29 protein-coding genes and 1 pseudogene are annotated in these 25388 nt (G+C 56.5%); 20 read left to right on the top strand and 10 right to left on the bottom strand.

All coding sequences use genetic code 11. The features are described 5' to 3' along the window. Positions 1–141: 141 nt before the first annotated feature. Genes ACOYXJ_RS26255 through ACOYXJ_RS26245 form a run of 3 tightly spaced genes read left to right on the top strand, consistent with a single transcriptional unit; the run spans position 142 to position 2325 of the window. Positions 142–807: a secretin and TonB N-terminal domain-containing protein gene (locus tag ACOYXJ_RS26255; protein ID WP_460373048.1), complete on the top strand. Its 666-nt coding sequence runs from the start codon at positions 142–144 to the stop codon at positions 805–807. Then, positions 804–1355, top strand: a complete 552-nt coding sequence (locus ACOYXJ_RS26250) for an RNA polymerase sigma factor (RefSeq protein ID WP_064119825.1) — start codon at positions 804–806, stop codon at positions 1353–1355. The genes ACOYXJ_RS26255 and ACOYXJ_RS26250 overlap by 4 nt, the downstream gene beginning before the upstream one ends. A 31-nt stretch (positions 1356–1386) precedes the next feature. Beyond that, positions 1387–2325, top strand: a complete 939-nt coding sequence (locus ACOYXJ_RS26245; protein WP_460372419.1) for a FecR family protein — start codon at positions 1387–1389, stop codon at positions 2323–2325. Positions 2326–2980: 655 nt separating this feature from the next. Here ACOYXJ_RS26245 and ACOYXJ_RS26240 read toward each other — a convergent pair. Next, entirely contained in the window at positions 2981–3661 is a 681-nt protein-coding gene (locus ACOYXJ_RS26240) for a hypothetical protein (protein WP_460372417.1), read from the bottom strand. Positions 3662–3754: 93 nt separating this feature from the next. Here ACOYXJ_RS26240 and ACOYXJ_RS26235 point away from each other — a divergent pair, with 93 nt between their 5' ends. Beyond that, the gene (locus tag ACOYXJ_RS26235) at positions 3755–4279 is read left to right on the top strand and encodes a Crp/Fnr family transcriptional regulator (protein WP_460372415.1); all 525 of its coding nucleotides are present in this window, start codon (positions 3755–3757) and stop codon (positions 4277–4279) included. Positions 4280–4282: 3 nt separating this feature from the next. Then, positions 4283–4426, top strand: a complete 144-nt coding sequence (locus ACOYXJ_RS26230; RefSeq protein ID WP_460373046.1) for a helix-turn-helix domain-containing protein — start codon at positions 4283–4285, stop codon at positions 4424–4426. Between the two features lie 9 nt (positions 4427–4435). Here ACOYXJ_RS26230 and ACOYXJ_RS26225 read toward each other — a convergent pair whose 3' ends face one another. Both ACOYXJ_RS26225 and gspH read right to left on the bottom strand, forming a co-directional pair. Further along, positions 4436–5044: a prepilin-type N-terminal cleavage/methylation domain-containing protein gene (locus ACOYXJ_RS26225; protein ID WP_460372413.1), complete on the bottom strand. Its 609-nt coding sequence runs from the start codon at positions 5042–5044 to the stop codon at positions 4436–4438. After that, positions 5041–5487, bottom strand: coding sequence for a type II secretion system minor pseudopilin GspH (gene gspH, locus ACOYXJ_RS26220; RefSeq protein ID WP_460372411.1), 447 nt, complete (start codon positions 5485–5487; stop codon positions 5041–5043). Before gspH ends, ACOYXJ_RS26225 begins: the two co-directional genes overlap by 4 nt. Positions 5488–5802: 315 nt before the next feature. Here gspH and ACOYXJ_RS26215 point away from each other — a divergent pair, with 315 nt between their 5' ends. Next, positions 5803–6117: a hypothetical protein gene (locus tag ACOYXJ_RS26215; RefSeq protein WP_460372409.1), complete on the top strand. Its 315-nt coding sequence runs from the start codon at positions 5803–5805 to the stop codon at positions 6115–6117. Between the two features lie 59 nt (positions 6118–6176). On the opposite strand, the gene ACOYXJ_RS26210 is transcribed toward ACOYXJ_RS26215, so the two are convergent. Together ACOYXJ_RS26210 and ACOYXJ_RS26205 are read right to left on the bottom strand one after the other, a co-directional pair. Continuing rightward, positions 6177–6314, bottom strand: coding sequence for a hypothetical protein (locus tag ACOYXJ_RS26210; RefSeq protein WP_460372407.1), 138 nt, complete (start codon positions 6312–6314; stop codon positions 6177–6179). 56 nt (positions 6315–6370) lie between these two features. Beyond that, positions 6371–6442 carry a prepilin-type N-terminal cleavage/methylation domain-containing protein gene (locus ACOYXJ_RS26205; RefSeq protein WP_460373044.1) on the bottom strand — a complete coding sequence of 24 codons (72 nt, stop codon included), beginning with the start codon at positions 6440–6442 and terminating at the stop codon, positions 6371–6373. 118 nt (positions 6443–6560) lie between these two features. On the opposite strand from ACOYXJ_RS26205, the gene ACOYXJ_RS26200 reads away from it, so the two are divergent. Beyond that, on the top strand, positions 6561–6992 hold the full coding sequence (locus ACOYXJ_RS26200) for a type II secretion system protein N (RefSeq protein ID WP_460372405.1): 432 nt from the start codon (positions 6561–6563) through the stop codon (positions 6990–6992). An 89-nt stretch (positions 6993–7081) separates the two neighbouring features. Here the strand turns inward: ACOYXJ_RS26200 and ACOYXJ_RS26195 are convergent, their stop codons facing one another. Together ACOYXJ_RS26195 and ACOYXJ_RS26190 are read right to left on the bottom strand one after the other, a co-directional pair. After that, positions 7082–7804, bottom strand: a complete 723-nt coding sequence (locus tag ACOYXJ_RS26195; RefSeq protein WP_460372403.1) for an HNH endonuclease — start codon at positions 7802–7804, stop codon at positions 7082–7084. Positions 7805–7945: 141 nt separating this feature from the next. Continuing rightward, positions 7946–9568 carry a hypothetical protein gene (locus tag ACOYXJ_RS26190; protein WP_460372401.1) on the bottom strand — a complete coding sequence of 541 codons (1623 nt, stop codon included), beginning with the start codon at positions 9566–9568 and terminating at the stop codon, positions 7946–7948. A gap of 420 nt (positions 9569–9988) precedes the next feature. On the opposite strand from ACOYXJ_RS26190, the gene ACOYXJ_RS26185 reads away from it, so the two are divergent. The 8 genes and pseudogenes from ACOYXJ_RS26185 (at position 9989) to ACOYXJ_RS26150 (ending at position 16210) form a co-directional block, all read left to right on the top strand. After that, on the top strand, positions 9989–10771 hold the full coding sequence (locus tag ACOYXJ_RS26185; RefSeq protein WP_460372399.1) for a phage Gp37/Gp68 family protein: 783 nt from the start codon (positions 9989–9991) through the stop codon (positions 10769–10771). A 31-nt stretch (positions 10772–10802) separates the two neighbouring features. After that, positions 10803–12032, top strand: coding sequence for a three-Cys-motif partner protein TcmP (locus ACOYXJ_RS26180; RefSeq protein WP_460372397.1), 1230 nt, complete (start codon positions 10803–10805; stop codon positions 12030–12032). Between the two features lie 647 nt (positions 12033–12679). Continuing rightward, positions 12680–13039: a DUF6124 family protein gene (locus ACOYXJ_RS26175; RefSeq protein WP_460372395.1), complete on the top strand. Its 360-nt coding sequence runs from the start codon at positions 12680–12682 to the stop codon at positions 13037–13039. A gap of 306 nt (positions 13040–13345) precedes the next feature. Then, a complete protein-coding gene (locus tag ACOYXJ_RS26170; RefSeq protein WP_460372394.1) occupies positions 13346–13765 on the top strand; it encodes a hypothetical protein in 420 nt (139 codons plus the stop codon). Between the two features lie 317 nt (positions 13766–14082). Then, entirely contained in the window at positions 14083–14466 is a 384-nt protein-coding gene (locus tag ACOYXJ_RS26165; protein WP_460372392.1) for a hypothetical protein, read from the top strand. A 53-nt stretch (positions 14467–14519) separates the two neighbouring features. Beyond that, the gene (locus ACOYXJ_RS26160; protein ID WP_457465828.1) at positions 14520–14909 is read left to right on the top strand and encodes a hypothetical protein; all 390 of its coding nucleotides are present in this window, start codon (positions 14520–14522) and stop codon (positions 14907–14909) included. Positions 14910–15032: 123 nt separating this feature from the next. Beyond that, positions 15033–15413 carry a hypothetical protein gene (locus tag ACOYXJ_RS26155; RefSeq protein WP_460372390.1) on the top strand — a complete coding sequence of 127 codons (381 nt, stop codon included), beginning with the start codon at positions 15033–15035 and terminating at the stop codon, positions 15411–15413. Positions 15414–15849: 436 nt separating this feature from the next. Next, positions 15850–16210, top strand: a pseudogene (locus ACOYXJ_RS26150) (DUF6124 family protein). A gap of 270 nt (positions 16211–16480) precedes the next feature. Here ACOYXJ_RS26150 and ACOYXJ_RS26145 read toward each other — a convergent pair. The 3 genes from ACOYXJ_RS26145 to gspI form a co-directional block, all read right to left on the bottom strand. Beyond that, the gene (locus ACOYXJ_RS26145) at positions 16481–17050 is read right to left on the bottom strand and encodes a LemA family protein (RefSeq protein ID WP_150793524.1); all 570 of its coding nucleotides are present in this window, start codon (positions 17048–17050) and stop codon (positions 16481–16483) included. A gap of 3 nt (positions 17051–17053) precedes the next feature. Then, positions 17054–18157: a hypothetical protein gene (locus ACOYXJ_RS26140; protein ID WP_460372388.1), complete on the bottom strand. Its 1104-nt coding sequence runs from the start codon at positions 18155–18157 to the stop codon at positions 17054–17056. 1103 nt (positions 18158–19260) lie between these two features. Then, on the bottom strand, positions 19261–19647 hold the full coding sequence (gene gspI / locus ACOYXJ_RS26135) for a type II secretion system minor pseudopilin GspI (protein WP_460372386.1): 387 nt from the start codon (positions 19645–19647) through the stop codon (positions 19261–19263). A 147-nt stretch (positions 19648–19794) separates the two neighbouring features. Here gspI and gspG point away from each other — a divergent pair, with 147 nt between their 5' ends. The 5 genes from gspG to gspD are packed head-to-tail and all read left to right on the top strand — an operon-like array spanning position 19795 to position 25303. Next, a complete protein-coding gene (gene gspG / locus ACOYXJ_RS26130) occupies positions 19795–20253 on the top strand; it encodes a type II secretion system major pseudopilin GspG (protein ID WP_460372384.1) in 459 nt (152 codons plus the stop codon). Between the two features lie 8 nt (positions 20254–20261). Then, positions 20262–21221, top strand: a complete 960-nt coding sequence (gspK, locus tag ACOYXJ_RS26125; protein WP_460372382.1) for a type II secretion system minor pseudopilin GspK — start codon at positions 20262–20264, stop codon at positions 21219–21221. Then, on the top strand, positions 21218–22396 hold the full coding sequence (gene gspL, locus ACOYXJ_RS26120; RefSeq protein WP_460372380.1) for a type II secretion system protein GspL: 1179 nt from the start codon (positions 21218–21220) through the stop codon (positions 22394–22396). The genes gspK and gspL overlap by 4 nt, the downstream gene beginning before the upstream one ends. After that, positions 22389–22937 (top strand): type II secretion system protein GspM, encoded by a 549-nt coding sequence (gspM, locus tag ACOYXJ_RS26115; protein WP_460372378.1) that lies wholly within the window; start codon positions 22389–22391, stop codon positions 22935–22937. The genes gspL and gspM overlap by 8 nt, the downstream gene beginning before the upstream one ends. Next, positions 22934–25303 carry a type II secretion system secretin GspD gene (gene gspD, locus ACOYXJ_RS26110; RefSeq protein WP_460372376.1) on the top strand — a complete coding sequence of 790 codons (2370 nt, stop codon included), beginning with the start codon at positions 22934–22936 and terminating at the stop codon, positions 25301–25303. Before gspM ends, gspD begins: the two co-directional genes overlap by 4 nt. The last annotated feature ends 85 nt before the right edge of the window (positions 25304–25388 follow it).

Below are 25388 nucleotides of genomic sequence, written 5' to 3'. Positions count from 1 at the left end.
TCCCGTGATGGTTTTTTTGCACCGCCCGTCACACCAGATTCATAAACAGCCCTCAGGATGACGATTTGCAAGGATTCGTCAGCCGTGCAGCGAGGCAATTCCACGGACGGTTTTCAGCGTTCAACGAGGCTTGTGCGCCGGATGTGTCTGGGGTGGCTGCTCGGCTGTGCGACGGGCCACGCCGTAGCCGACGCGGTGCCGGCGGACTTGCGCATGACGCTGCACATTCCGGCACAGGATCTGGCGCACGCGCTGGATCAGTACAGCCACGCCACCGGCGTTGCGGTGCTGGTCGACAGCCAGTTGAGTCGCGGTCGTCGCTCGCTGGCGGTGGACGGTGAATACACCGCCGCCGATGCCCTGCGTCGGTTGCTCGGCGGCAGTGGTTTGATGGCGCGTTATGCCCGCGACGATGCGTTTACCTTGCAAGTGGCGCAGGTCGAAGACGTACCAGCACCATCGCAAAAACAGACGCCTGAAAGCGTCGCCGTCAACCGCAGTTACGCGACAGCGGTGCAGGCAGCGATCGAGCGCAACCTGTGTCGCTCGCCGCTGACCCGGCCGGGCAGTTATCGCGCGGTGTTGCAGGTGTGGGTCGGCCGCGACGGCTTGGTGCAACACAACCGGTTGGTCACTTCGACCGGTGATGTACGGCGCGACAACGCGCTGGTGGAAAGTTTTCGCAATCTCAAGATCGACCGGCCGACGCCCAGCGCCTTGCGTCAACCGGTCACGTTGCTGTTGTTACCGGAGTCGTCAGGGAAACGCATGGAATGCACCAAATGGGAAGGAGTTTCCGGGGGATGAAAGACACCGGACAAGGTTCGATGGTCCAACTGTTCCTGACGTCCTACGAGGACTTTCGGGTGCGCCTGCGCAGGCGTCTCGGTTCGGAAGATCTGGCCAACGACGTGCTGCACGAAACCTACCTGCGCGTCGACCGCATGGAGACGCCGCCGAATGTCTTGCGGCCGAATGCCTACCTCTATCGCATGGCCCTGAACATCGCCGCCGACCGCCGCCAGGCCGATGCGCGCCTGCTCACCGGCGAGGAAGTCGAGGAGCTGCTGCAAATCGGTGACGAAGCCCTCGACCCGGCGCGGGTGGTCGGTGGGCAAAAGGAAATCCAGTCGCTGCTCAGCGCCCTCTACGAACTGCCCGCACGCCGTCGCCGAATCTTCATCGCCGCGCGTCTGGAAGAGGCACCGCACCTGGAGATTTCCCAGCGCTTCGGCATTTCCACGCGCATGGTCGAGAAGGAAATCAAAGCCGCGTTGGGCTTCTGCGCGGCGAAACTGGAAAGAAAAGTGTTTCAGCGGTTCGGTCGCGGGGCCGGAAAACCGTCTTCTGAATAGTGCCCGATCAATTCGTTGAGAATCTGCGCGTTTGAACATCTTTCGACTGACACCTGCCGAGCCATCGGCGGCCGACAATCTGCACAGCGAAGCCCGCGACTGGCTGGTCCTGCTGACCTCCGGCCGCGCCACCGTGGCCGACGCCCGCGCCTTGCGCGAATGGTGCGCGCAGAGTGCCGAGCATGCCCGCGCGTTCGAAGAGGCCAAGCGGTTGTGGCAGCAACTGCAACCGGCCGTGGAGCAAATGCAGGCGCCGCGTGGGTTTGGTCGACGTGCTTTTCTCGGTGGGGCGATTGCTGCGTCGGCGGCGTTTTTGCTGGTGCGCGGGACGATTCCTGGTGGTTTTGAAGGGCTGGGCGCTGACTACATCACTGAAGTTGGCCAGCAGCGTCGTTTTGAACCGGCGCAGGGTGTGAGTCTGGAGCTGAATACTCAGACGCGGATCAATCAGCGTGCAGTGTCTGACGGCGTGCAGGGTTTTGAGTTGGTCAGTGGTGAAGTTGAAGTGCAGACCGCGCGGTTGCCGCTGGCGATGCAGGCTGGGGGAGGGTGGTTGCGCGCGAGTCAGGGGCGTTTCAACTTGCGTAATACCGATCAGCAAGTCTGTGTGACTTGCCTTGATGGCGCGGTTGAGGTGGATGTTGAAGGTCGTAGTTTGCGACTTGAACCGGGGCAGCAGGTGACCTATGACGCGCGGCAGGTTGGCAGTGTGCAGAGTGTCGACACGGCGGCGGTGATGAATTGGCGTCAGCAAGTGTTGGTGTTTAACGGCGCTACGCTGAGCCAGATGATTGATGAGATCAACCGGTATCGGCCGGGGATGTTGTTGCTGCTTAATCGTGAGCTTGGGCAGCGGCGGGTGCAGGCGCGCTTCAGCCTTGATCAACTTGCTGGCGTTGCATTGCTGATTCGGGATGCCTATGGCGTCAAGTGCACCGAGTTGCCGGGTGGCGTCGTTGTTTTGAGCTAGTGGGTTTGACCGTGTATATATCCGTTGCTGCGGTAACGGCGGCTTAGGGTTCCGCCCTTACGGCGGGTCACTTTTTCCAGACGCCGAAAAAGTAACCAAAAAGGCTTGCTCCTGCGTGCGGCCCGCTCGCTGAGGCTCGGGGTTCCTTCGCTCCGGGATCCATCCGGGCGCATCGCCTACGGTTTGCTTCGCTGCACCTCCTCTCGATGCATTTGGCTGCGCCAAACGGTCGCTGCGCTCCCACCCCCGGATGAATCCCTCCACTCAGCCTTCCGACGTCGCCCGTGGATCAAGATCAAAAGCTGCAGCCGAGCTAACGCTCATCCTGTTGAGTGGGGCGGCTTTGCCGCTTGGGTTGTACGCAAATTTAAAACTGTGGGAGCGAGCCTGCTCGCGAAGGCGGCCTGCCAGCCGACCAATCTCTTGTTGATGTACCCGATCCAACTGTAGGAGTGAGCCTGCTCGCGATGACGTCCTAACAGCCAACCAATCCCCAACTGACCTCACCCAATCCCAATGTAGGAGCTGCCGAAGGCTGCGATCTTTTGATCTTGGCTCTTTTCAAGGATGACCGAGTACATATCCATTCCTGTACTAAAGGCCCGTCAACTTGTTACGGCGTCTAGCCAAGCCGTCCAGATAGCAGCCGGTTGAGTCATGCAAGACGAGACGCCGTACGCTCACGTCTATCCAAAAGCCACGACATCAGCAGCCCTGGAATCAGAAAGCCCAACGAGACCAAAACCCCGTGAAGCATATGCGCCATCGGCTCTTCAAGCGTGGCAACAAGCTTCATGGGCGAAGCGACCGGCGATAGCTGCAAGAACAAAACCCCCAACACCACACAAGGCCAAATCAAATTCACACCGCGTCGCGCGCTGAGCCGCCATGCATAAGCCGCCAGCACAGCCGAGAAAACACCTTCGAGCATCCAGGAGACGGTCCCCAGCTTGCCCCAAAGGCCATAACCGTAATGCTCGATCGAGTGGGGATACAGGGCCAAATCGCTGTTGTGCATCGGCCAATCAGCGATGAAGTGAGATAAGGCCGCCAACGCTGCCACGACGGCAACGGGTCGATGCTTAATGAAAAACAGTCCCCAAATCGCTGACCAGAACACCGCAGCCAGTAATGAGTGATCCCAATCAATAAAGGTCAGATCAAAGAACAAGTACGGCCCGCTGTTCAAATTTGCGGTGACGGTATTGAAGCCAAGCATGATGAAAATCCCATCGAGCAGATCCAGAAAACCGACGCCCATCATGATCGGTATCGCGGGGATCTTGGGATAGCGGGCCTTGATTACCAGGCCGATGGCGAAGTGACCTACGTACATTCTGCGTTCCTGATCCAGACAGGCCTGTCGTCTACAGGCCAGAGGCGTCTGATACTATCCGAGCCCTCAAACCAAGATTGTCGGGTTTTGGCAATGTCCGAATTGTCTGCTGAAGTTATAGCCTCATCCTTTTCCCTGCCCCCAGAGGTAGACGCGATTTTGCTTGAGGCCTCGCGGATCAGGACATTGGTAAAAGCAGAGGAACTGTTCCCTCAAGGCTCGAAACCACTGGGCATGTTTCGTGTGATTAAAGGCACCTTGCGGGTCGATAGCCTGGGCGCGAGTGGACACCAACTCTTGCTTACGCAATTGGTCGCTGGAGACTGGTTCGGCGAAGTACCACTTCTAGATGGCTTACCGAGGAAGTACGACGTTGCAGCCGTCTCGCCAGCGCGTATTGCAGTGCTGCCTGCCAGCGCATTCTGGCAAATCATTGAACGCCGACCCGATGTTCTGCTAGCCATTACGCGTCTGGTCTGTGGCAGGTATCGAATGGCGCTCGATTGGGCAGGGAACACGATCAGCAATCCTTTGCCTGTCAGGTTGGCCAGCCGACTCGTTTCCTTGATCAAACGTCCAGGTCTCGAAGAAGCGCCATGCCTGAAGGTCAACCAGTAAAATATCGCCCAACAACTGGGTGTTTCTCGTCAGAGCGTCAACCGCCAGCTGAAAATCTGGGAAGCCGAAGGCCTGTTAGCTGTTCGATACGGCGCCGTCACCCTTCTCGATCTGCAAAAACTCAGAGAGGCAGCACAAGGGAGTTAGCCTGTCCGTTCAGTTCAGCGGGCCGATCACTTGTCGGTATTTTTCCGGGCCTTGTGGCGTCTGACGGGTCAGGCGGATCTCCAGTCCGGCCGGATCTTCACGACGATTGCCACTCAGTTGCCGCCAGCCTTTATCGATTTCCCAAACGCGTACTTGCACATCACTGACATCACTCAAAACAGCAACCCCATTCCCAGGCGCCGGCAGCGGATACCGACTCCGCGCCTCAGCCACCGCCCGATACAGCGTGTCACCCTTGACCCACCAGCGCACCCGCTGCAAAGCCCCCGGCTGATCCGCTGCCGTGCGAATGATGTCCAGCCGAAACCCCTTACTGTCGCTACTGCGCACAGTCAAAGCGGGCGGGGCGCTCGGTGGCTCATCATCCACGCCAACCTTCTTCGGCTCGGTCAGCTCAACCCCCGCCCGCATCTCCACATCCCGCTGCAACTGATTCAACGCCCGCAACAAACCGTCACTCTGCTCACTACTCGCCTGCAAATGACTGTCCGCCCGCGTCACACTGTCCAGCCCCCGCCAGGCAATCAAACTCACCACCGCCATCAACAGAATCGCGACCATCACCTCAATCAACGTAAACCCTTGCTGGCGCTTCATTGCAGGCTGATCCTTCCACTGCCATCACGCAGCACACTCAAGCGATTCAACCCATCCGACAACGTCAATTGCAGCGGCGGATTAATCCACTCAGCGTTCAGCACAACCCTCTGTTTCGGCTCCACCCGCACCTCCATCTTCGGACTCTGCCAGGCACGCGGCCGTAACTGCGGATCCTGCGCGAAATGATCAAACCCCTTGCCACTCTCACTGCGCCGACTAAACCGAAAACCCTTGGCATCACTCACCCACACAATCGGCCGGCCATCCGCGCGCGCCTCCGCCTGCGCCACCTGCAGCAACTGCGCCACACGCTCGGCATCCTTGCGCAGCAACTGCAACGGATCGGGCTTGATACTCAAGCTTATCGCCGCACTGGCGATGCCGATGATCACCAGCACCACCATCAACTCGATCAGCGTAAAACCCTGTTGCCTGTTCATCGCGCGCGCGCTCCTTTGCGTCCTGCGCCATCGTGCACGGCCAACATGTAAGGCGTGTGAAATAAAACGAAGAGAATTGCCGCGTAGGCTGACAGCAGGGATAAAAAGGAAATTCAACCCATGACCTTCACCGCACGCGTTTCCCCACCCCAAATGGTCCAGGCACTCGCGCTGCTCGCGGCGCTGACCGACCCTGAGTGATGACGACCGCTCGTCGGAAAAGGACTGCTACCTGTCAGATCTGACAGGTGTCCATTTGCGTTTTTTGGCGTTGAATTACTCCGTTCCATTTATCTCACTATCGGAGTTTTCACCATGTCGACATCCCAACCTAACGCAATTGCACCCACTATCACTTCGGTCAAAGGAGCCAACGGCGTTGAAATTGCGAATGGCGCTAAAACCACCGAGACCAGCGTGATACTTGCCGGTAACGCGCAACCAGCGCAGCAAGTTGAAGTGTTTGATGGCACGTTTGCCAAAGGTGCAGTCGTTGTTGATCCAACGGGGAAATGGACCTTTTCCTTGACTGGATTGAGCGTAGGTTTGCACAGCATTACAGCCAAGGCGTTATACGGTGCTGGAGACGTTTCCCAGCCGCGGACCTTCAATGTGGTTTCAAACAAGTAGGCTAAAAAATGGCTCCTGGACTGGTCCTTTTCTAAATATGAGGGCCAGGTTCAGGAGCTTTATGGGCTGCCCAGCAGGGTATCGAGTGTGGTCAACAGTAGTGCCTCCTGACTACGGTCGAACACCTCCACGCCAACCTTGAGCAACCGCCCATTCCCCGCCGCACCAATGACCTGTTCACTGCGCAACAACCGCATAACCCGGCCATGCAAACTTCGCAATCAGGGCCATCGAGCGCTCATTGCTCCGCGTCTCAAACCGGCCCCACGATGATCACCAGCACCACCATCAACTCGATCAGCGCAAAACCCTGTTGCCTGTTCATCGCGCGCGCTCCTTTGCGTCCTGCGCCATCGTGCACGGCCAACCTGTAAGGCGTGTGAAATAAAACGGAGAGAATTGCCGCGTAGGCTGACAGCAGGGATAAAAAGGAGATTCAACCCATGACCTTCACCGCACGCTTTTCCCCACCCCAAATGGTCCAGGCCCTCGCGCTGCTCGCAGCGCTGGTCGGCGTGGCGACATGGTCGTCGCTGCTGCTGACCTCCGCCGAATCCCACACCCCGGCAGCGGCCCCGCAATTGCTGGCGGCGCGCAGTGATAGCCCGGCGTTGCAGTGGTTTTCCAATCAAACGGCGCCGATGGATATCAAGGTGAGCGGGGTGATGGCGGGGAGTCGCGGGGCGGTGGCGATACTGAGCCTGAACGATGGGCCGCCGCGTAGTTTTTTGCAGGGGGAGAAGGTTGGGCCTGGGGTGAAGTTGGTGGCGGTGGAGGGGGATGGGGTGGTGATTGAGCAAGGTGGGGAGAGGGTAAGGTTGGGGGTGGAGAGGTTGGTGGAGGGGGTGGAGTTGCCTAGGTTGGTCAGGCCGTGATTTTCGGGGTTCTCTTCATTACGAGAGACTACTTTCAACTCTAAGCTGCCAGCTAACTAACACTCACGTTCTAACTTCCTTGAGCTACATCAGCATGTAGCTCGTATGACTCGATAGTGAGGCTCCGGCAGGCTTCCCGGCGTTGGCGCCAAAGCTCGCTTTTCCAGCGGGACTATAGTCGTGACTCCAGGGAGGCGCATGACCGAAACAAGTACTCCTTCGTGCTCAGTTATTTCAATGGCAACTTGATCTTTAACCGTCGTAACCAGTATCTCGCTAGGCTCAGTGCAGAGAATACACCACCAGTTATCGCCTCTCCCTGGTCGCCGAGCGAAAGCTCGAGCCTCTCCCACACGATCAGAGACTGCGACGTCATAAAAGTGCTTACCTAGTTGCTCAAGTCCAATTTTCAGTAGCATACGAACCATTGCCAATGGCTCCGAGACTTCAGCGATTAAATGAAACTGGCAGACCCGCCCCCGTTCGACGAGATTTCTCAATTGGTCGTTTCGCGGTTCGAGCTGAATGATTCCAGATGCTCCCGATGCCTCCACTTCGCCAAGCTCGGTATCCATCCGAACGAAGCGTCCTTTCTTCGAAGGCACTCCTTGCAGAAGGCGGTACCCGCTAAACGGGAAGCTCTGCAGCGCCTTAGACTCAACTTTTTGCCCGAAGTATTGATTGCAGCGATCACAGGTAACTCCCGGTCGGCCAATTGGGGAATATTTCCCACCTAACGACTCTGGGACAATGTGGGCTACTGACGAGCTCCCACTGCTGTGACAAAAAATGCATGAGAGGTGGGGCGGCATATTTATATGATCCGAAGAGATTTAGACGACACTCAAACTGCGGTGTCGCTCGAATGAATATGACTGAGCCGTAACAAGATAGCTAATGGACGGCAGTATTGAATACTGGTTTTGCTTATACCCTGAACACAACGTGGTTATTTAATGCACACCTGCATAGGCTGCATTGAGCTCCTCACTAAAAATCCTCAGTTGAGCCCGAAGGACATGGTCCTGTTCATCGAAGCACTGCTTCAAGATATAAAGATAGTTGTTCTGCTCCCTGTAACCATAAGGTTCTAGGAGGTGTGCTCGCATCACTCTGGTCAACGGTGCTAGGTGGGCATATTGTTCCAAGTTCTTTAGGGTGGTGAGCACCACGCAAAGCAGTTCGTCTTTGAGTCGACGGGGTACGCGCGGCGAAATAAGAATCGTTCGGATAACACGACCAGTAGCTTCTGCGGCTTGGAAGGAAATATAAACATGACTGCCTTCACGCTGTTCCCGAAGTAGCAGGTCACCAGGCTTTGTTAGAGCCTCGGCGTCCCTCACCCACACCGTAGTAGTGTCAACGACTTCGTACAGTAGATAACACAGCGGCGTTGGGAACTCGTAGTTTTCGTCTTCTGCCCGAACTTCGCGAGCGCGATCGACTAGGCGGCTGGCAAAATGAGGCATGTAGTGGAGCCACAAGTGATCGGCGACACGTTGATGCAGGCCTTCTAGAATCATGATCCTGAAGAACAAAATTCCCGCATAAACCGGGTCGTGGTGCTTTCCAACATCTTGAAAGGTCATTAACCGTCCATTGAGCTTTCTTTCAAGAACATCGTCTGTGTCAATCCGTGAGAGTACTGCCTCGCCTACCGACCGATAGACCCCGAGACGAGCAGCCACATCAACATCTACACAGTAGAACCGCAGGAGTCGATTCTCAGCAGGAAGCGCAAGGCGGTTTCCTCCCTCGCCGAAATTGTCGTTGTTATTGAGCTCGCTATAAAAGATGCTGGCCTCATTCGCCAATAGAGCGTTGAAGAAATCGTCTTGAAAGCCTCTTGCAAGACGTGTTGCGCGCTCCATGATTTCCATACAAAGGTACGGTCTCGTGATTGCGAGGTGTCCGGCCAATCGACGGGATGACAGCAACCGTTTCAAAACAATGACAGCACGGCGCTGCACCCGCTGCGAAGAACCGACGACGTCGGCAACCCATTCGCGAAAGCTGAACCATTTGCGGAATAGCCAGTTTGTCGGAGCCCCTTCACCCAACAAGAAGGAGCCGTCGTCTCTGAAGACTACTTGGAACTCGGGATGCGGTGGTCGGATGATGCTGGCTAAACGACTTCGAACGCTTGTCGACGCTGTTAGATTTAGCGCTAATGCGAGATGACGATGTAGTAATTCAGTGAGTTCCTCGAGCTTCCCTGCGTGCAGGAGCGACGTTGTCAGATCATCGAAGAGCCCAAGGTTCCAGCGAGTCAGCTTAGTTCGACGTGATCGCCAGTAGATAAAAGCAGCCAGTAGCAGGAACAAAAGGTACTGGGTAGCGCTCTTGTCGAAACCCCACAACCAAGGTCCAAGGGTTGGGAACCCAAGCGCGACAAGTACGGGCTCGAAGAAAAGCCCGTGGATGGTGAGCAGTATGGCAGAGATGACCAGCCAGTCAGCCCAGTCAAGGCTTAACCGAAAGCTGAGCTTTGCAGTGCTAGGTACGACCGACCACACTGCAGCAATCAGGCCCAGCATGGTGAGTAGTGCACTAGTGTCGATGCCTGCAGGATTCATCTGGTGATCCAAAATTTAGAAGGGGCTGATTGGGCGCAAACGCTTGGGTGAAGTGATTTCTGCATGATGAGGAGTATCACCGTCGTCACTGGCCTGCTGATGACATAACAAGGTTGGGGGAACGATCTGTTGTCTGAATAATAGATCCGTCCCTATTTTGGATCCCTATTTCGCCTATTTTGCAGTTCCTATTTTGCTACTGCAAACTTGCGCCATTGGGCAGGAAATATCAGGGAAGAGGTGTTTTATCGAGCATATGACACTAATCTGTATATCCATACAGCGTCGTATTGGTTGAGCTGAGATTGTTGCGTCTTAGCTGCCCTATCGGGAGGTTATTCATTATGATGGCCATCGAATACGGCTCGCTCGGTCAGAAATGCGCCAGTTAGGAATGCAAACGAGGGGCTAGGAAAGGATATGGCAGAGACACAGATTGAGTGGACGGACTCCACATGGAATCCAGTAGCTGGCTGCTCCATCATTAGCGCCGGGTGCAAGAATTGCTATGCCATGGAGATGGCGCGTCGACTCGAAGCCATGGGTACCCCGAAGTACGTGGGGCTGACCCGCAAAAAGAACAAGCGAATCGTCTGGAACGGCACCATAGTCGAAGACCACGACGCTTTGGCGATCCCTTACCGGTGGAGAAAACCGAGAAAGGTGTTTGTGAACTCCATGAGCGACCTTTTCCATGAGAAAGTCAGCGACGAGTTCATTGTCGCCGTCTGGAAGGTCATGCGAGAAACCCCGCATCACAACTACCAGATTTTAACCAAGCGGCCAGAACGGATGAAGCAGATCCTCAATGAAGTCATCATAGAGGTGCTACCCAATGTGTGGCTAGGCACCTCTGTTGAAGATCGTGATGCTGCCGGGCGCGTTCAGTTTCTGAAAGACACGCCTGCCCAGATCAGATTCATCTCCTTTGAGCCATTGATTGGCCCCGTAGGCAGCATTGATCTCTCACAGATTGACTGGGCTATTGTCGGCGGGGAGAGCGGGAATAAAGCGCGGCCTGTGAAAGAAGGGTGGATTGATGAGATCTACACCCAGTGCCTAGAAAGCGGCACAGCGTTTTTCTTTAAACAGTGGGGGACATGGGGTAAAGATAATGTCCGCCGTTCGAAAAAAGCTAACGGTCGTGAATACCGTGGCAAAACCTGGGATGAGATGCCTGTGAAGCTGGTGGGCATGGCCTAGTAGAAACACCGTAGCCTGACAAGGAATATCCATGGCTAAGAAGAAGTATGATTGGGAAGAAGGTGCGACTCTTGAAGAGCACTCAAGGAAGAAGCATCAAATACTTCGCGATTATTTTTATCAGTACGTAATCACACGATGCAAGCACCCGCAGGTTAGAAAGTTTCGCCTGGCTGTGGTAGATGGCTTCAGTGGCGCTGGTCGATACAAATGTGGCACTGCCGGTTCACCCATCATCTTTGTGGAGGAACTGAGTAGAGCGTTAACTGACATAAACACCTACAGGGCAGTTAACAATTTGCCCCTCGTTGATATCGAGTGCAGCCTGTTCCTGAATGACGCTGAAAGGATGGCAATTGACATTCTTGAAGGAGTCCTGAATCCGATTATTCTTCACCATAGCATCTCGAACAGCCGGCTTAAAATCCAAGCCCGTTACTCGACAGAGTTGTTCGAACAGGCCTATCCAAGAATAAGAGCCCAAATCAAATCAGAGAAATATCCGAATATCATCTTTAATCTCGATCAGTGTGGGCACAGCCATGTTGACACTGCGACCTTGGTCGACATGATGAATCTGAATGAGTCAGTGGAGGTTTTCTATACCTTCGTCATCTCTTCCCTGCTGGCCTTCCTGAAGCAGCATGATCCAAAAACGCTGTCGAGCCAATTGGCATACTTGCAGCTAAGCAGCCGGGACTTCGAGATCCTTGAAGAGAAGCAATCGAAGACAGCGTGGCTCGGCGTGGCGGAAAGCATTGTCTTCGAAAACTTCAAGAAATGTGCAAAATTTGTCAGTCCTTTTTCAATCAACAACCCTAGTGGTTGGCGATATTGGCTAATACACCTCGCCAATTCGTATCGTGCTCGCCAGGTTTACAATGACCGGCTCCATCAAAACAGCGAGACACAAGCTCATTTCGGCAGATCTGGCCTTGGCATGCTTGCGCACGACCCTAGCGAAGGAAAGACGCTTTACCTCTTCAATGAGTCGGCTAGAGATCAGGCAAAAGACCAGCTCAGGGAGGACATTCCAAAATTCCTCCACGATTCGGCACCCGCCTTATCCGTTAGGGATTTTTTCGAAAGGATCTATAACAACACTCCAGCCCATAGCGATGACATCAATGCTGCACTACTAGGCAGCAACGAGATCGAGATTCAAACTGCTACCGGTGGAACAAGACGCAAAGCCAACCAAATCCATACGACGGACATCATCGCTTTCAAAAAGCAACGAAGCTTCTTCTTCCCCAAATGAAGTGGTGTCGGCCATGGAGCGGCATGATGAGGCCGACCACCTTCCTCTTGTTTTAGGTATGCGCTTTCGACTCCCGAAGTGTATTCACTAAACCCAGAAACTCTTTTCCGTGTGCTAGCGGCTTCTGAATATCGCAAAACTCCGGATGACGTGGAAATGTGCCGGAAAAAATAGAGCTGTTCATTTGGCCTAGGTTGTCAGTTACGACTGGCAATTTGGGCAATTTTGCTCCATCTGGTGGGATAACGGGACGGCTCTGTCGAAGGATACGTGAAGGAATGGGGCCTAGATAAACGCCAACGTTTAAAAAGACATCTCCAGACACTCTCTCAGGCTACACACCCTTGCGCCTTTGCCTACAGCTACGCCAGAATCCGCCGGCTTGTGCGCTTTGTACCTGGTCTTTATCGTCTACGTGTCGCTGGCAACCCAGCGACCGGGTTTAGCGACCTGACCAGGTATAAGTACAACGACGCTCCAGTTTGTCGCAGACGTTTGCGACGACGATATGGTGGCTGTGCGTGGGAGACCTTCGGGTCTGCCGGGTCTTATACCTCTCGGTTCGCTAACCCGCGTACAGCTGCCACCCTTACTTGTTTAGCGACAGGTGCTGGTGGTTCCACTAGGTATAAATTTGGAGCTTCACCATGATCAAACCAACACCCAACCCGCCCGAAACCGCCTCGGGTTCCCCCTACGAATCCATCGATTCCAAAAAACTCCACGAAGCCGCCGACCGCGCGCTCGACCATTACCTCTGTCCACCCGGTTCCACGCCGCCCCCACGTAAAAACCGTGGGATGTATGCCGTCACCGCCGACAACAAAACCGAAGAACTGCTGGTCGATGCCAGTGCAACACTCGCTTCGGCCAAAACCATCGCCCAGAACGTCTCCAGCCTGTTGCCGGCATCGCAGCGCCATGCGCTGGCGGGGATTGCGCAGTTGATCATGCTCGGGGAGCTGGCGGTGAATCGGGCGTTGGATAATTTGCAATTGCCGGAGTGATGCGGGTGCCGGGATCACTTGGTGATTGATCGGGTGTTCATTCTGGTGCCTTCGCGAGCAGGCTCGCTCCCACAGGGTTTTATGCTGATTGCAGATGTTGTGTACGACGCTGATACCTGTGGGAGTAAACATTGGCTACGGATCTATTTTCTGCCCCACCCAGTACCGCCATAAAACATTGATGGTTTGAGCGCGGCGTCTGCAAGTCAGAAAGCCGGATTTTCCCTACAACGAACACCGATCCATCCTGCATTCAAACCTGAGTCCGTTCGCCAAAGTCCTGCGTTTTCAGAACGGGACACGGATGTGACCAGACTCATCCCGCTAAGCGAGTTCCATGGGCAGCGAGAGCAGATCCTCGATGCCTACGAAGCCATGGAACATTTCCGACAGGCATTGAATCGTCCGGACGACTTGCCCGGATTCGACGACTTGTTAAACGCCATGGGCCTGCATCGTTCCAACTACATGCAAGGCGCGAATGAGCGAAAACTCATCGATGCTGTGCTTAACGGTGATTGGGCACTGGTGAAGCCACGCATGGCTACAGACAACGGCGGCGCCTCTTGGAATGCCTTCAACCCCAAACCCGAGCCACCTCCTGCACAACACTTGGTGGAGGAACACGCCTACACCTGCATCGATGGGGCAAAGCAGGCGCACCGGCACAACTGCCCGGATATGCAACCAACATTGCGGGCGTTGCCAGAGCAGCGAAGTTCATGAAGGGAGGTGGTTACCTCGGCATAGGTCTGCAACTGGGCGCATCCAGCTCAAAAATCTACGAGGTTTGCGCGTCCGACCGCGAGGCGGAATGCAGGCAAGTGAGGTTTGTAGAGGGAGGGAAAATGGTCGGCGGTACCGCTGGAGCTCTTGCTGGTGGATATATCGGAGGGAAAGTAGGTTTGGCGGTATGCGCGAAATTGAAAGGAATGGGAAAACTTGTGTGTGCTAGTGGTCGGCGCGGCAGGGGCCGTGGAGACAGGAACTCGGATGACTGAAGGTGGTGAGTATTTAGGACAAAAAATCTACGAGTATTCCGAATGATAGACGTCGACGGCACTGTATATGCCTGGGCTTGGGGAGCGCTGATCCTATTAGGCGTGATCAACTGCGCGATGATTTTCTACGCCGTTTATACAAAACTCGATGCTCTGGAAAAACACTTTGATGAGTGGCTGTACCTATCCATGGACTGTGGTTCATCAGGTGGGAGTTTTCATTGGAGAGCTCATCGAATGGCCGCTGTCAGCAGGTTGATTACATCCAAGAGTATCCAACGGCAGGAACCGTTGCTGATCGACGCCGTTCAACGCCTTCCCAGAGGACTCAGGTTCTGGGCGACGAGTCCATTTCATATCGGCTATTTCGTGTGCGGTGCAACGTGGGTGCTTTGGCTTTATGGGAAATACAGAGGTTTTTTGTAAAGGGGCAGAGAGAAGGTCAGTCCGCGGTGAAATCGTTTACGAAGCAACCTCAAATGACTGAAATCAAACTTCTGTTCGCCGCCACTGGCATTGCGTTACTGGTGCTGATCATCTCCAACGTTCTGGTGATGATCTATGTCGGGTATTTCAAGCTTTCCGAAATTGAATTGCACCTTGAAAATTGCTATCTGCTCCACAACTGCCCGCAGAAGGGACGTTCCGGTTTTTGGGCGCGCAGGTACAGGCTCACTCTGATCACTGCTTTGCTTCGTAAACGTCCTTCGCGCCTGTTGCTGGATAATCCGAGCGCCCTCGAAGATGTCCGGAGCCTTCCGCTGAATTTGCGGCGGTGGGTCGAAATTCCATATCGATTGAATGCGTTTTCTCTGCTGGGAATTCTGGCTTTGTATGGCTGGGCGGAATATTTAGGATTGTTCGAGTAAGCACCCTGAGAAACGGTCGTCTATCAAGTGTTATCGCGAATCGCCAGGGTGCCGTGGAGACAGAAAAAAGATGTTTGATGATGATGAGTTTTCAGGACAAGAAATTCATGAGTATTCCGAGTAATGGAAATCACCAGCACAGTATTTGCCTGGGCATGTGGGGCGCAGATCGTGATGGGCGTGATCAACTGCGCAATGATTTTCTACGCCGTTTACACAAAACTCGATGCTCTGGAAAAACACTTTGATGAGTGGCTGTACCTTTCCATGGACTGTGGTTCATCAGGGGGAAGTTTTTACTCGAGAACTCAGCGGATGACCGCTGTCAGCCAGTTGATAACATCTAAGAGTATCCAACGGCAGGAACCCTTGCTGATCGACGCCGTTCAACGCCTTCCCAGAGGACTCAAGTTCTGGGCGACGTGTCCGTTTCATGTCGGCTATTTCGTGTGCGGTGCAACATGGGTGCTTTGGCTTTACGGAAAATACAGAGGTTTTTTGTAGGAGTAGATTAGTTTGATGGTTCGACGTTTCGGGAGAATCAGGGCGATTGGTTCTCCGGGCGGCTTAGCAACGTCTGATGCGATAAACACCAATGTTTAAAAACACATCTCAAGACACTCTCTCAGGCTACACATCCTTGCGCCTTTGCCTACAGCTACGCCAGAATCCGCCGGCTTGTGCGCTTTTGGGGCGGATTCTATTGTGGTCCGGTCGCTGACGAATCAGTGATCGGATTTGACCGTCCGCCCAATATCAAGGCGCGCCAGCGTTCTGCACGTGTTCAGGCATTGTCTGAAATCATGTCGCGGTGGCTGTGCGTGGGACACCTTCGGGTGTGCCGGATTCCTTGATGTCCGGTCGGTCAACCCGCGTACAGCTGCCACCCAGTTTGTTTGACCGCGAACGGTGGCGGCTCCAGTCATCAAGGAGCTTCACCATGATCAAACCAACGCCCAACCCGCCCGAATCCAACTGCACGTCCCCCTACGAATCCATCGATTCAAAAAAACTCCACGAAGCCGCCGACCGCGCGCTTGATTCATTACCTTTGTCCGCCCGGTTCCACGCCCCCGCCACGTAAAAAGCGTGGGATGTATGCCGTGACTGCGGACAACAAAAATGAAGAACTGCTGATCGATGCCAGTGAAACGCTAGCTTCGGCTCAAACTATTGCGCAGAACGTTGCCAGTCTGTTGCCGGCGTCGCAGCGTCGGGCGTTGTTGGGGATTGCGCAGTTGATCATGCTCGGGGAATTGGCGGTGAATCGGGCGTTGGATAATTTGCAATTGCCGGAGTGATGCGGGTGTCGGGATCACCTGGTGATTGATCGGGTGTTCATTCTGGCGTTTTCGCGAGCAGGCTCGCTCCCACAGGGTTTTATGCTGATTGCAGATGTTGTGTTTGGCGGTGAGATCTGTGAGAGCGGGGCGGTTGCTTTTCTGCGTCGTTTTCATGTGGTTTGTTGCTGCTTTCGGCATTGCGCCTGGAAAAATCAGCGGCGGATCTATTCAAGGAGAGAGGTGATCGACCACCACCCTCACGGGTGATGGTTCGATGCTTAACGCAGGTTAGATATTCGGGGTGTAAGAGAAACTCTGCGAAGCTTCGGTATCGGTGAATGGCGTAACGCGAGTTTTCTTGTTGAACAGGCCATTGACGACCGAGCCGGGGAACATCTCGATGGTGTTGTTGAACAGTTCGACGTTGCGGTTGTAGATGGTGATGGCTGCGCCGACGTTCTCTTGTTGTTCGGCAATTTCACGCATCATGTTGTTTGCCGCTTCTGATGCTTTCAGGTCAGGGTAGGCCTCGAAAGCGATGCGCAAGCCACCCATCAGCTCCCGGGTGGCGGTTTCAACGGTCGTTAGGGCATTGCCATTGGCGCCCGCAGGCAGGGCGTTGACCGCGCTGCGAAGGCCGGTGATCTTTTCCAGGAGGCTGGCCTCATAGACCATGAAATCTGCGAGCACTTTTTGAAGCTGGTCGAGAACTTTGGTCTTCTGGCGTTCGTAAACGAGGACGTCCGACCATGCACGTTGTACCCGGTTGTGTCCCCCGATGATGCCGTTGTAGATGCTGAACCCCCCGATGATCATGACGACAGCGATAACAGCGGCGAGGATGAGTGCAATGTCCATGGCTTACTTCTCTTTGCGGTTTGTAGGGGTAAGGGAGCTGAAGTTGTCATCGTGCAGCTCACTGAGTGCATGGCTCCATTGGAGCGCAGACATCAGTCGCGGCAGTTCGATACCGGCAGAAATTTCTGCGTAAAAATTTTTGGGGGAAGCCAGCGAATACTGAGCACCGTACGCGAACAGGTCGCTGCTCTCAAAGCTGAGGCAGAGCTCTCCACTGTCAGAGAACTCCAGGTTCGGACGATGGAGGATGTCGAACAGCTTCAGCAAGTGGAGCACCGTCGAAGGCTTGATGAATTTCGCACAGAGCATCTCGCTGCGACCGGTCAAACGGAATGCTTTATTGAAATCCGGAGAAGTCGTGTCCATGGGGTGCGAATAGTCGTTCTTTGACTGGTGATCCGATCTAACTGATATTCCGGTGACCCATGGAAAGTCGATGACCAAACTGTAGCGATCGTAGTGGTCATGAACCACCCGAGTCTCCGTTTTGGTATTGCCCTTTTCGTCGGTAACCGTGGTATGCACTTCTCGTTGGTTGACATAGTGCAGCTGGCGGTACGTGTAAGGGAGGTCGCGCAACGTGCCGGTAAATACGCCCTGTATCGACTCGACCAACTTGCGGCTGTAGTCGCCCCGGCGGTAATCACCAAATTCCGTGTCCAGCTCCTTGAGAGTCGCGGCCGAGTCTTCTCTCCGGAAAGTCAGTCCGTTGTGGAAGTAGGATGACAGTCGAGCAATTCTTTTACTGAGCGACGGCAACCGATCAGATTTGGATTTCATCCATGTCAGACTCCAAACGGCAATCACGATGCCAAGAAAACCAGTACCCATGCCGAACGAGTCGGGATCAATTTCCAACCGGTAAAAGAACAGAGCGACGCTAGAGATATTCCCAATCCAATAAAGGACCACAGCACTCGCAAGCAATAACAGGCCAGTGCCGAAAAACCACCATGCGCGTGTGTGATCGAATTCGAGCGGGCCACGGTACGAGGCGAACTCATGGATCACCTTCAATAAGTCGGTGTTGGACTTAGCCCTGGCAACACTGGCTTCGCTCATGGCCAGCAACTTATTTAACTTCGTGTTCTGCGATAAGTTGGGCATGTCAGGTATCCATTGATTCAGGGATGCCTGGTGTGGGAGCCACGACCCGGATTGAGGATTTGGTGCTATTCATAATCTGTCAGAAATTTGAAAAAGGAGGGGACGATACCATTGTCATGGCAGTGATGGCTTCTGGCCTGTTTCAGTCTGAAGGGCAAAAGCTACCCTCACCCCAGCCCTCTCCCGGAGGGAGAGGGGGCCGACCGAGGTGTCTTGTGGGGGACGCCGACCTGAAAGATTTTGGCGATTATGGTTTTGGTGATTCTGGAGGCTGCGCGAGTAGAAGCGGCCCTCACCCCAGCCCTCTCCCGGAGGGAGAGGGGGCCGACCGAGGTGTCTTGCGGGGTACGTCGACCTGGAAGATTTTGGTGATTATGGTTTTGGTGATTCTGGAGGCTGCGCGAGTAGAAGCGGCCCTCACCCCAGCCCTCTCCCGGAGGGAGAGGGGGCCGACCGAGGTGTCTTGCGGGGTACGTCGACCTGGAAGATTTTGGTGATTATGGTTTTGGTTATTCTGGAGGCTGCATGAGTGGAAGCGGCCCTCACCCCAGCCCTCTCCCGGAGGGAGAGGGGGCCGACCGAGGTGTCTTGTGGGGGACGCCGACCTGAAAGATTTTGGCGATTATGGTTTTGGTGATTCTGGAGGCTGCGCGAGTAGAAGCGGCCCTCACCCCAGCCCTCTCCCGGAGGGAGAGGGGGCCGACCGAGGTGTCTTGCGGGGTACATCGACCTGGAAGACCTTGGTGATTATGGGTTTGGTGATTCTGGAGGCTGCGCGAGTAGAAGCGGCCCTCACCCCAGCCCTCTCCCGGAGGGAGAGGGGGCCGACCGAGGTGTCTTGCGGGGTACGCCGACCTGAAAGATTTTGGCGATTATGGTTTTGGTGATTCTGGAGGCTGCGTGAGTGGAAGCGGCCCTCACCCCAGCCCTCTCCCGGAGGGAGAGGGGGCCGACCGAGGTGTCTTGCGGGGTACAGCGACCTGAAGGACCTTAGCGATTATGGCTTTGGTGAGCTTTGGTGATTTTGGATTCAATGAAAGACGTTCAAGTCGGTGTAGCTCTCGAATATCCCCCAATCGGTCCCCTCTACCTCTGGGAGAGGGCTAGGGTGAGGGGCTTTCCGTTCGGGACAACAAGGTCTCAAGCCTGGCCAACGGAGGCGCATCCTGGTTGCGGTCAAATACCTGAATCCCAACCTTGAGCAATCGCCCATTCTCTGCCGCTGCGATTACCTGTTCACACCGCAGCAATAACCGCCCCTGATCACATTCCTGCGCCTTCATCCCCATCGGCAACTTCCCTTCCAACCGTAACTCCGCCATCCGACTCTGCGCCGCAATCATGGCAACAGAGCGATCCCGCAAAACCCCGCTACTCTGCGTCATCAACCCCGCCACCCGCACAGCCGCCGACATCGCCACGGCAATAATCGCCAGCGCCACCAGCACCTCAATCAACGTGAAACCCTCTTCCCGCGAACGCGCACACATAAACGGCCCAAAGCCAAAGCCCAGCCCTCGACGCTAACCCGCGTCCTTGACGGCTTGACGACGAAAACACCCGAGGATTTTCAACATCACTGACATATCTTCTTGCAACACTGCGCGTCGAATCGAATCAAGCCAGGGTATGTCGAGATGGATATCGCACCTTTCAAATCGCTTCAGCAACCGTTGCTCACGCCGCGTGGTCAGCGGGGTTTTACCCTGATTGAGATCATGGTGGTCGTGGTGATTCTGGGGATTTTGGCGGCGATGGTGGTGCCGAAAGTGCTCGACCGGCCGGATCAGGCGCGGGCGACGGCGGCGAAGCAGGATATTGGTGGGTTGATGCAGGCGTTGAAGTTGTATCGCCTCGATCACGGCACTTACCCGAGCATGAATCAGGGTTTGAAAGTCCTGGTTGAGCGGCCGGCGGATGCGAAGAACAGCAATTGGCGTTCGTACCTGGAGCGCTTGCCGAACGATCCGTGGGGGCGTCCTTATCAGTACCTCAACCCCGGCGCCAATGGCGAGATCGACATCTTTTCCCTCGGTGCCGACGGTCAGCCGGACGGCGACGGCGTGAATGCCGATATCGGTTCCTGGCAGTTGTAAGGCCGGCCATGAACAGCCGCTCGCCTGAGGGGGCGAAGCAACAGGGCATGGCGATTATCAGCGCGTTGTTGATTGCGGCCGTGGTGGCGGTGATTGCGGCGGGCATGTTGACGCGCCAGAGCGTGGCGACCCGTGCGCTGGAGGCGGATCAGCAGCGGGTGCAGGGGCGTTGGCTGGTGCATGGTGGGTTGGAGATCAGTCGTCAGTTGCTCTGGGACGCACGTCAGCGCGATCCGTTGACCCGGCTCGATCAGCCGTGGGCGCAGCGTCTCTCCGCGCAAGGTTTTGAAGGGTGGCTGGAGGATGAGCAGGGCAAGTTCAACCTGCGCAATTTGGTGGCCAATGAGCGGGTGGATGAGGCGCAGGTGGCGGCGTTTCAGCGCTTGTGCGAGTTGATCGGGGTCAGCGCCGGGTTGAGTCAGCGTATCAGTCAGCGGGTGATTGCTTCGTACCCGCGACTGCTGAATGCGCAGATTGCCGAGGCGCCGAAAAGTGGTTTCGACAGTGGTCGCGCGACTTCGCCAAACGCTTCACACAAACCACAGAAGCCGACGTTGCCGATGCTGCGCAGCATCGATGATTTGCGCAGTGTCGACGGCGTGAATGAGGCGCTGATCGGCAAACTGGCGCCGTACCTGACGGTGATCCCCGCGACCACTTGGCTCAATGGCAACACCGCCACCGCGCCGGTCTTGGCTGCGTATGTGCCGGGGCTGTCGCTGGAGCGCGCCAATGCGCTGATTGCCGAGCGCGATGCCGGGCGCTGGTTTATCAACCGGGGCGATTTCGTTAACCGTTTGCGTATGCCGCAACTGGAGCTGACCAGCGTCAAGGTCGGCATCACCAGTGACTGGTTTCGCCTGCGCGGTGAGGCGCGGCGCGATCAGCGCAGGGTCAGTCTTGAGGCGTTGTTGCATCGCAGCCAGGACCGCTTGCCGCAAGTGATCTGGTCGCGGGTGGGCGTATGAGCCAGTTGAAGGTGGCGTTGCCGCCCTTGGCGGAACTGGATCTGCACAGTCAATTGCACTGCGCCTGGCTGGATCGACAGGGCCAGGTCACGCGGGAAGAACGCCACAGTCTCAGCCAGTTGAGTCAGCAGTCGAAACTGCCACCGCTGGTGTGTTTTCTGCACCCGGCTGACAGCCTGTTGGCGAGTCTCGATTTACCGCCGTTGCCTGCGAACAGGATTGTCGCGGCGGTGCAATGTGCGGCGCAGGCGTTGATGTTGGGCGACAGCAGCGAGATGCATATTGCGCACAGCTCGCGGGACGAGGCCGGGCAGGTGCAGATTGCTTGGGCGCCTCGGCAGCACTTGTTGCGGTTTGGCCAGTTGCTCAAAAGCGCCGGGCTGAACCTGCGCGGACTCTACCCGGCGCCTTACAGTTTGCCGGTGCTGCCCGGCACCGTCGCGTGCGTGCAAGACGCGCATTTATTGCTGCGCGACAGTGTGCAAGCGGCGCGGGTGCAGCCGTTGTTTGATGACGGCCTCGACGGTGTCGTGTGGGAGCCGGGCATCACTTTGCATTGGATCGGTGAGCAACCGCCGCCGGGCGCTGAGCTGCCGATGGCGGATGTGCAGCGCTGGACCGGGCCGCTACCGGGTTGGGGACTGCATGGCGCGGTCCAGCAGGAAAAAACCGAGCATCGCGGTTGGGGCCGAGCCATTGGTTTGTCTGCCTTGGCCGTGGCGGTGTGGGTGATCGGTCTGAACCTGTATGCCGCTCGCGAAGCCGGGCAGGGCCAGCAGTTGAAAACCCAGATGAACCTGCGGGTAAAGCAGGCCTTTCCCGAGTTGCCGGTGATCCTCAATCCGTTGCAACAGGCGCGTCAGCAATTGGCGGCGCGGCAGAAGGGCGCGGCGGATGATCCGGCGCAGACTTTCAATCGTCTGGTGTTGCAGGCCGGCAGCGGCATGCCGTCGATGGCCGGCAGTGTCGAGCGGCTGGCGTTTGTCGACGGCACCTTGCAACTGAGTCTGCTGAGTGAAGCCCGCCGTGGCGGCAATGATCAGGAGTGGCAAAGCACCTTGGCTCAGGCCGGTATCAGCGTGACGGCAGATGACGAGGGCTGGACCTTGCGCCCGGCCACTGAGGCCACTCCAAGCGACAGCGATGACAGCGGCGGAGCAGAAGAAGATGAATAAGGCCTCGCTCGCGGTTAACCGCGCCAAGTGGCAACGCTTTAACGCTCAGGTGCAGGCGCGTTGGCAGCCGTTGGCGTTGCGCGAAAAACGTATGGTCGGCGGCATGGCCGTTGCGCTGGTCGGCCTGTTGCTTTGGGTCGCGCTGATCCAGCCACCGCTGAAGAAAATCACTTATTGGCAAGCCGAAACGCCAAAGCTGCGTGCGCAGACCGAGGCGCTGGAAGTGCTGCTGCGCGAAGTCAGCGTGCGCCCGGACGGGCAAAACGTGGCGCAGTCGCTGGAGCAGACTCTGCAGGCCAGCGGCCTCGGCGGGCACTATCAATTGCAATCCGGGGAGGCGGGTTCTTGGCAGTTGACCTTCGACGCGGCGCCGGCCGACGCCGTGCTCGACTGGCTGTTGAGCAACCCGGCACAACTTTCTCTGCAAGTGGTCGAGGCCCGTTTGCAACGCGCGGACAACCCCTCGACCGAAGTCACTGCCGGCACTTTGTCAGGCACCGTTCGCATGGATCAGGCGCTGGGCGCTAAGGAAGCTTCATGAAGGGGTCAGGATCCAAACCGGCACGTCTGGCGTTGCCGATGCTGCTGATGGCGTTGAGCGCGTGCAGCAACACCACCACCACGCCGCAGAACCAGCCGCCATTGCTGGTCGACAGTGAGCTGGGCCGGCCGTTGGCCAACACCCAGCGCAGCGGCGACGCGGTGCTCGACCGCGAGCGCGCACAGGCCCAGGCGCGACCTGTGCCGAAGCAATTGCACAACATCAGCAAGAGTGCGCGCAGCGGCGCAGCGCCGTCGGGCATTGCCTTGCCGAGCAATCCTTTGGGTGATCAACCGGTGACGCTGAATTTTGTCGATGCGGATATTCAAGCGGTGGTGCGGGCGTTGTCGCGTTCGACCGGGCAGCAGTTTTTGGTCGATCCTCGGGTGAAGGGCACGCTGACGCTGGTCTCGGAAGGTCAGGTGCCGGCGCGGCAGGCTTACGACATGCTGTTGGCGGCGTTGCGCATGCAGGGTTTCAGTGTGGTCGATGTTGGCGGTGTGGCGCAGGTGGTGCCGGAGGCTGATGCGAAGCTGCTGGGTGGGCCGATTTACAGTGCTGACAAACCGGCCGGCAACGGCATGCTCACGCGCACGTTTCGCCTGCAATACGAAAACGCGGTGAACCTGATTCCGGTGCTGCGGCCGATCGTTTCGCCGAACAATCCGATCAATGCCTATCCGGGCAATAACACCATTGTCATCACCGATTACGCGGAGAACCTGACCCGTGTTGCGCAGTTGATCGCGAGCATTGATTCACCGAGTGCGATCGACACCGATGTGGTGCAGATCCAGAACGGCATCGCTGCGGACATCGCGCCGATGGTCGCGGATTTGCTCGATGCGCCGGGTAATGATCCGACGCAGAAAATTGCCGTGATTGGTGATCCGCGTTCCAACACCATCATCATTCGCGCTGGCAGCCCGGAGCGTACCGAGCTGGCGCGTAACCTGATCTACAAACTGGATAACGCGCAGAGCAATCCGAGCAATCTGCATGTGGTTTATCTGCGTAATGCGCAGGCAGCGAAACTGGCGCAGGCCTTGCGCGGTTTGCTCACGGGCGAGAGTGACAGCGGCAGCAGTGACAGTGCGCGTTCGGTGCTTAGTGCGATGGGTGCAAGTACTGGCGGCAGTGCTGGGCAGAACGGACAGAGCGGCACGCAAAGCAGCAGCACGACATCGACCAGCAATAGCAGCGGTAGTACCGGTGGCAGTTACGCACAAGGCAGTGGCGGCACCAGTAGCAGCGCTAATCAGGCGAGCGAACAGAACGTCGCCTTCAGTGCCGGCGGTGTGACCATTCAGGCTGACGCCACCACCAACACCTTGCTGATTTCTGCGCCGGAGCCGTTGTATCGCAACCTGCGCGAGGTGATCGATCTGCTCGACCAGCGTCGCGCGCAAGTGGTGATCGAAAGTCTTATCGTCGAAGTCGGCGAGGACGATGCCAGTGAATTCGGCGTGCAGTGGCAGACCGGTAACCTCGGGGGTAATGGCGTGATCGGTGGTGCGAATCTGGGTGGTTCGGGGCTCAACACCAACGGTAAGACCAGCATCGACGTGCTGCCGCAGGGGTTGAACCTGGGTTACGTCAACGGCACCGTCGACATTCCCGGTATCGGCAAGATTCTCGACCTGAAAGTGCTGGCCCGGGCCTTGAAGAGCAAGGGCGGCACCAACGTGCTGTCGACGCCGAACCTGCTGACCCTCGACAACGAAGCGGCGAGTATTTTTGTGGGGCAGACCATCCCGTTTGTCAGCGGCAGTTATGTGACTGGCGGTGGCGGCACCAGCAACAACCCGTTCCAGACCGTGACCCGTGAAGAGGTGGGCTTGAAGCTCAACGTACGCCCGCAGATTTCCGAGGGCGGCACGGTGAAGCTCGACATCTATCAGGAAGTCAGCAGCATTGATGAGCGGGCTTCGGCCAGTTCGACCTCGGCGGGGATCGTCACCAATAAACGCGCGATCGACACCAGCATCCTCCTTGATGACGGGCAGATCATGGTCCTCGGTGGGTTGCTGCAGGACGGCTACAGCCAAAGTAACGACGCGGTGCCGTGGCTGGGCAGCTTGCCGGGCATTGGCGCGCTGTTTCGCAACGAGCGCCGGGCGATCACCAAGACCAACCTGATGGTCTTTTTACGGCCGTACATCATTCGTGATAGCGAAGCGGGGCGCAGCATCACCCTCAATCGCTACGACTTCATGCGCCGCGCCCAAGGTGGTTTGCAGCCTGAACGCAGCTGGGCGATGCCGGACATGCAGGCGCCGCAGTTGCCGACGGCGGCGCAGGGTGTGCCGGCGGTGTTACCGAGTTCCGGCCCACGCGCAACCATCAAAGCGGTGCCCATCCAATGACGCCGACATCGCCTCCTGATCTGGAAAACCGACCTGTAGGAGCTGCCGAAGGCTGCGATCTTTTGATCTTGCTCTTCGACGGACC

The sequence above is a fragment of the Pseudomonas sp. Tul2A7 genome (assembly GCF_054790505.1).
The sequence above is the reverse complement of the archived record's forward strand: the minus strand, read 5'-3'. Positions and strand labels throughout refer to the sequence as shown.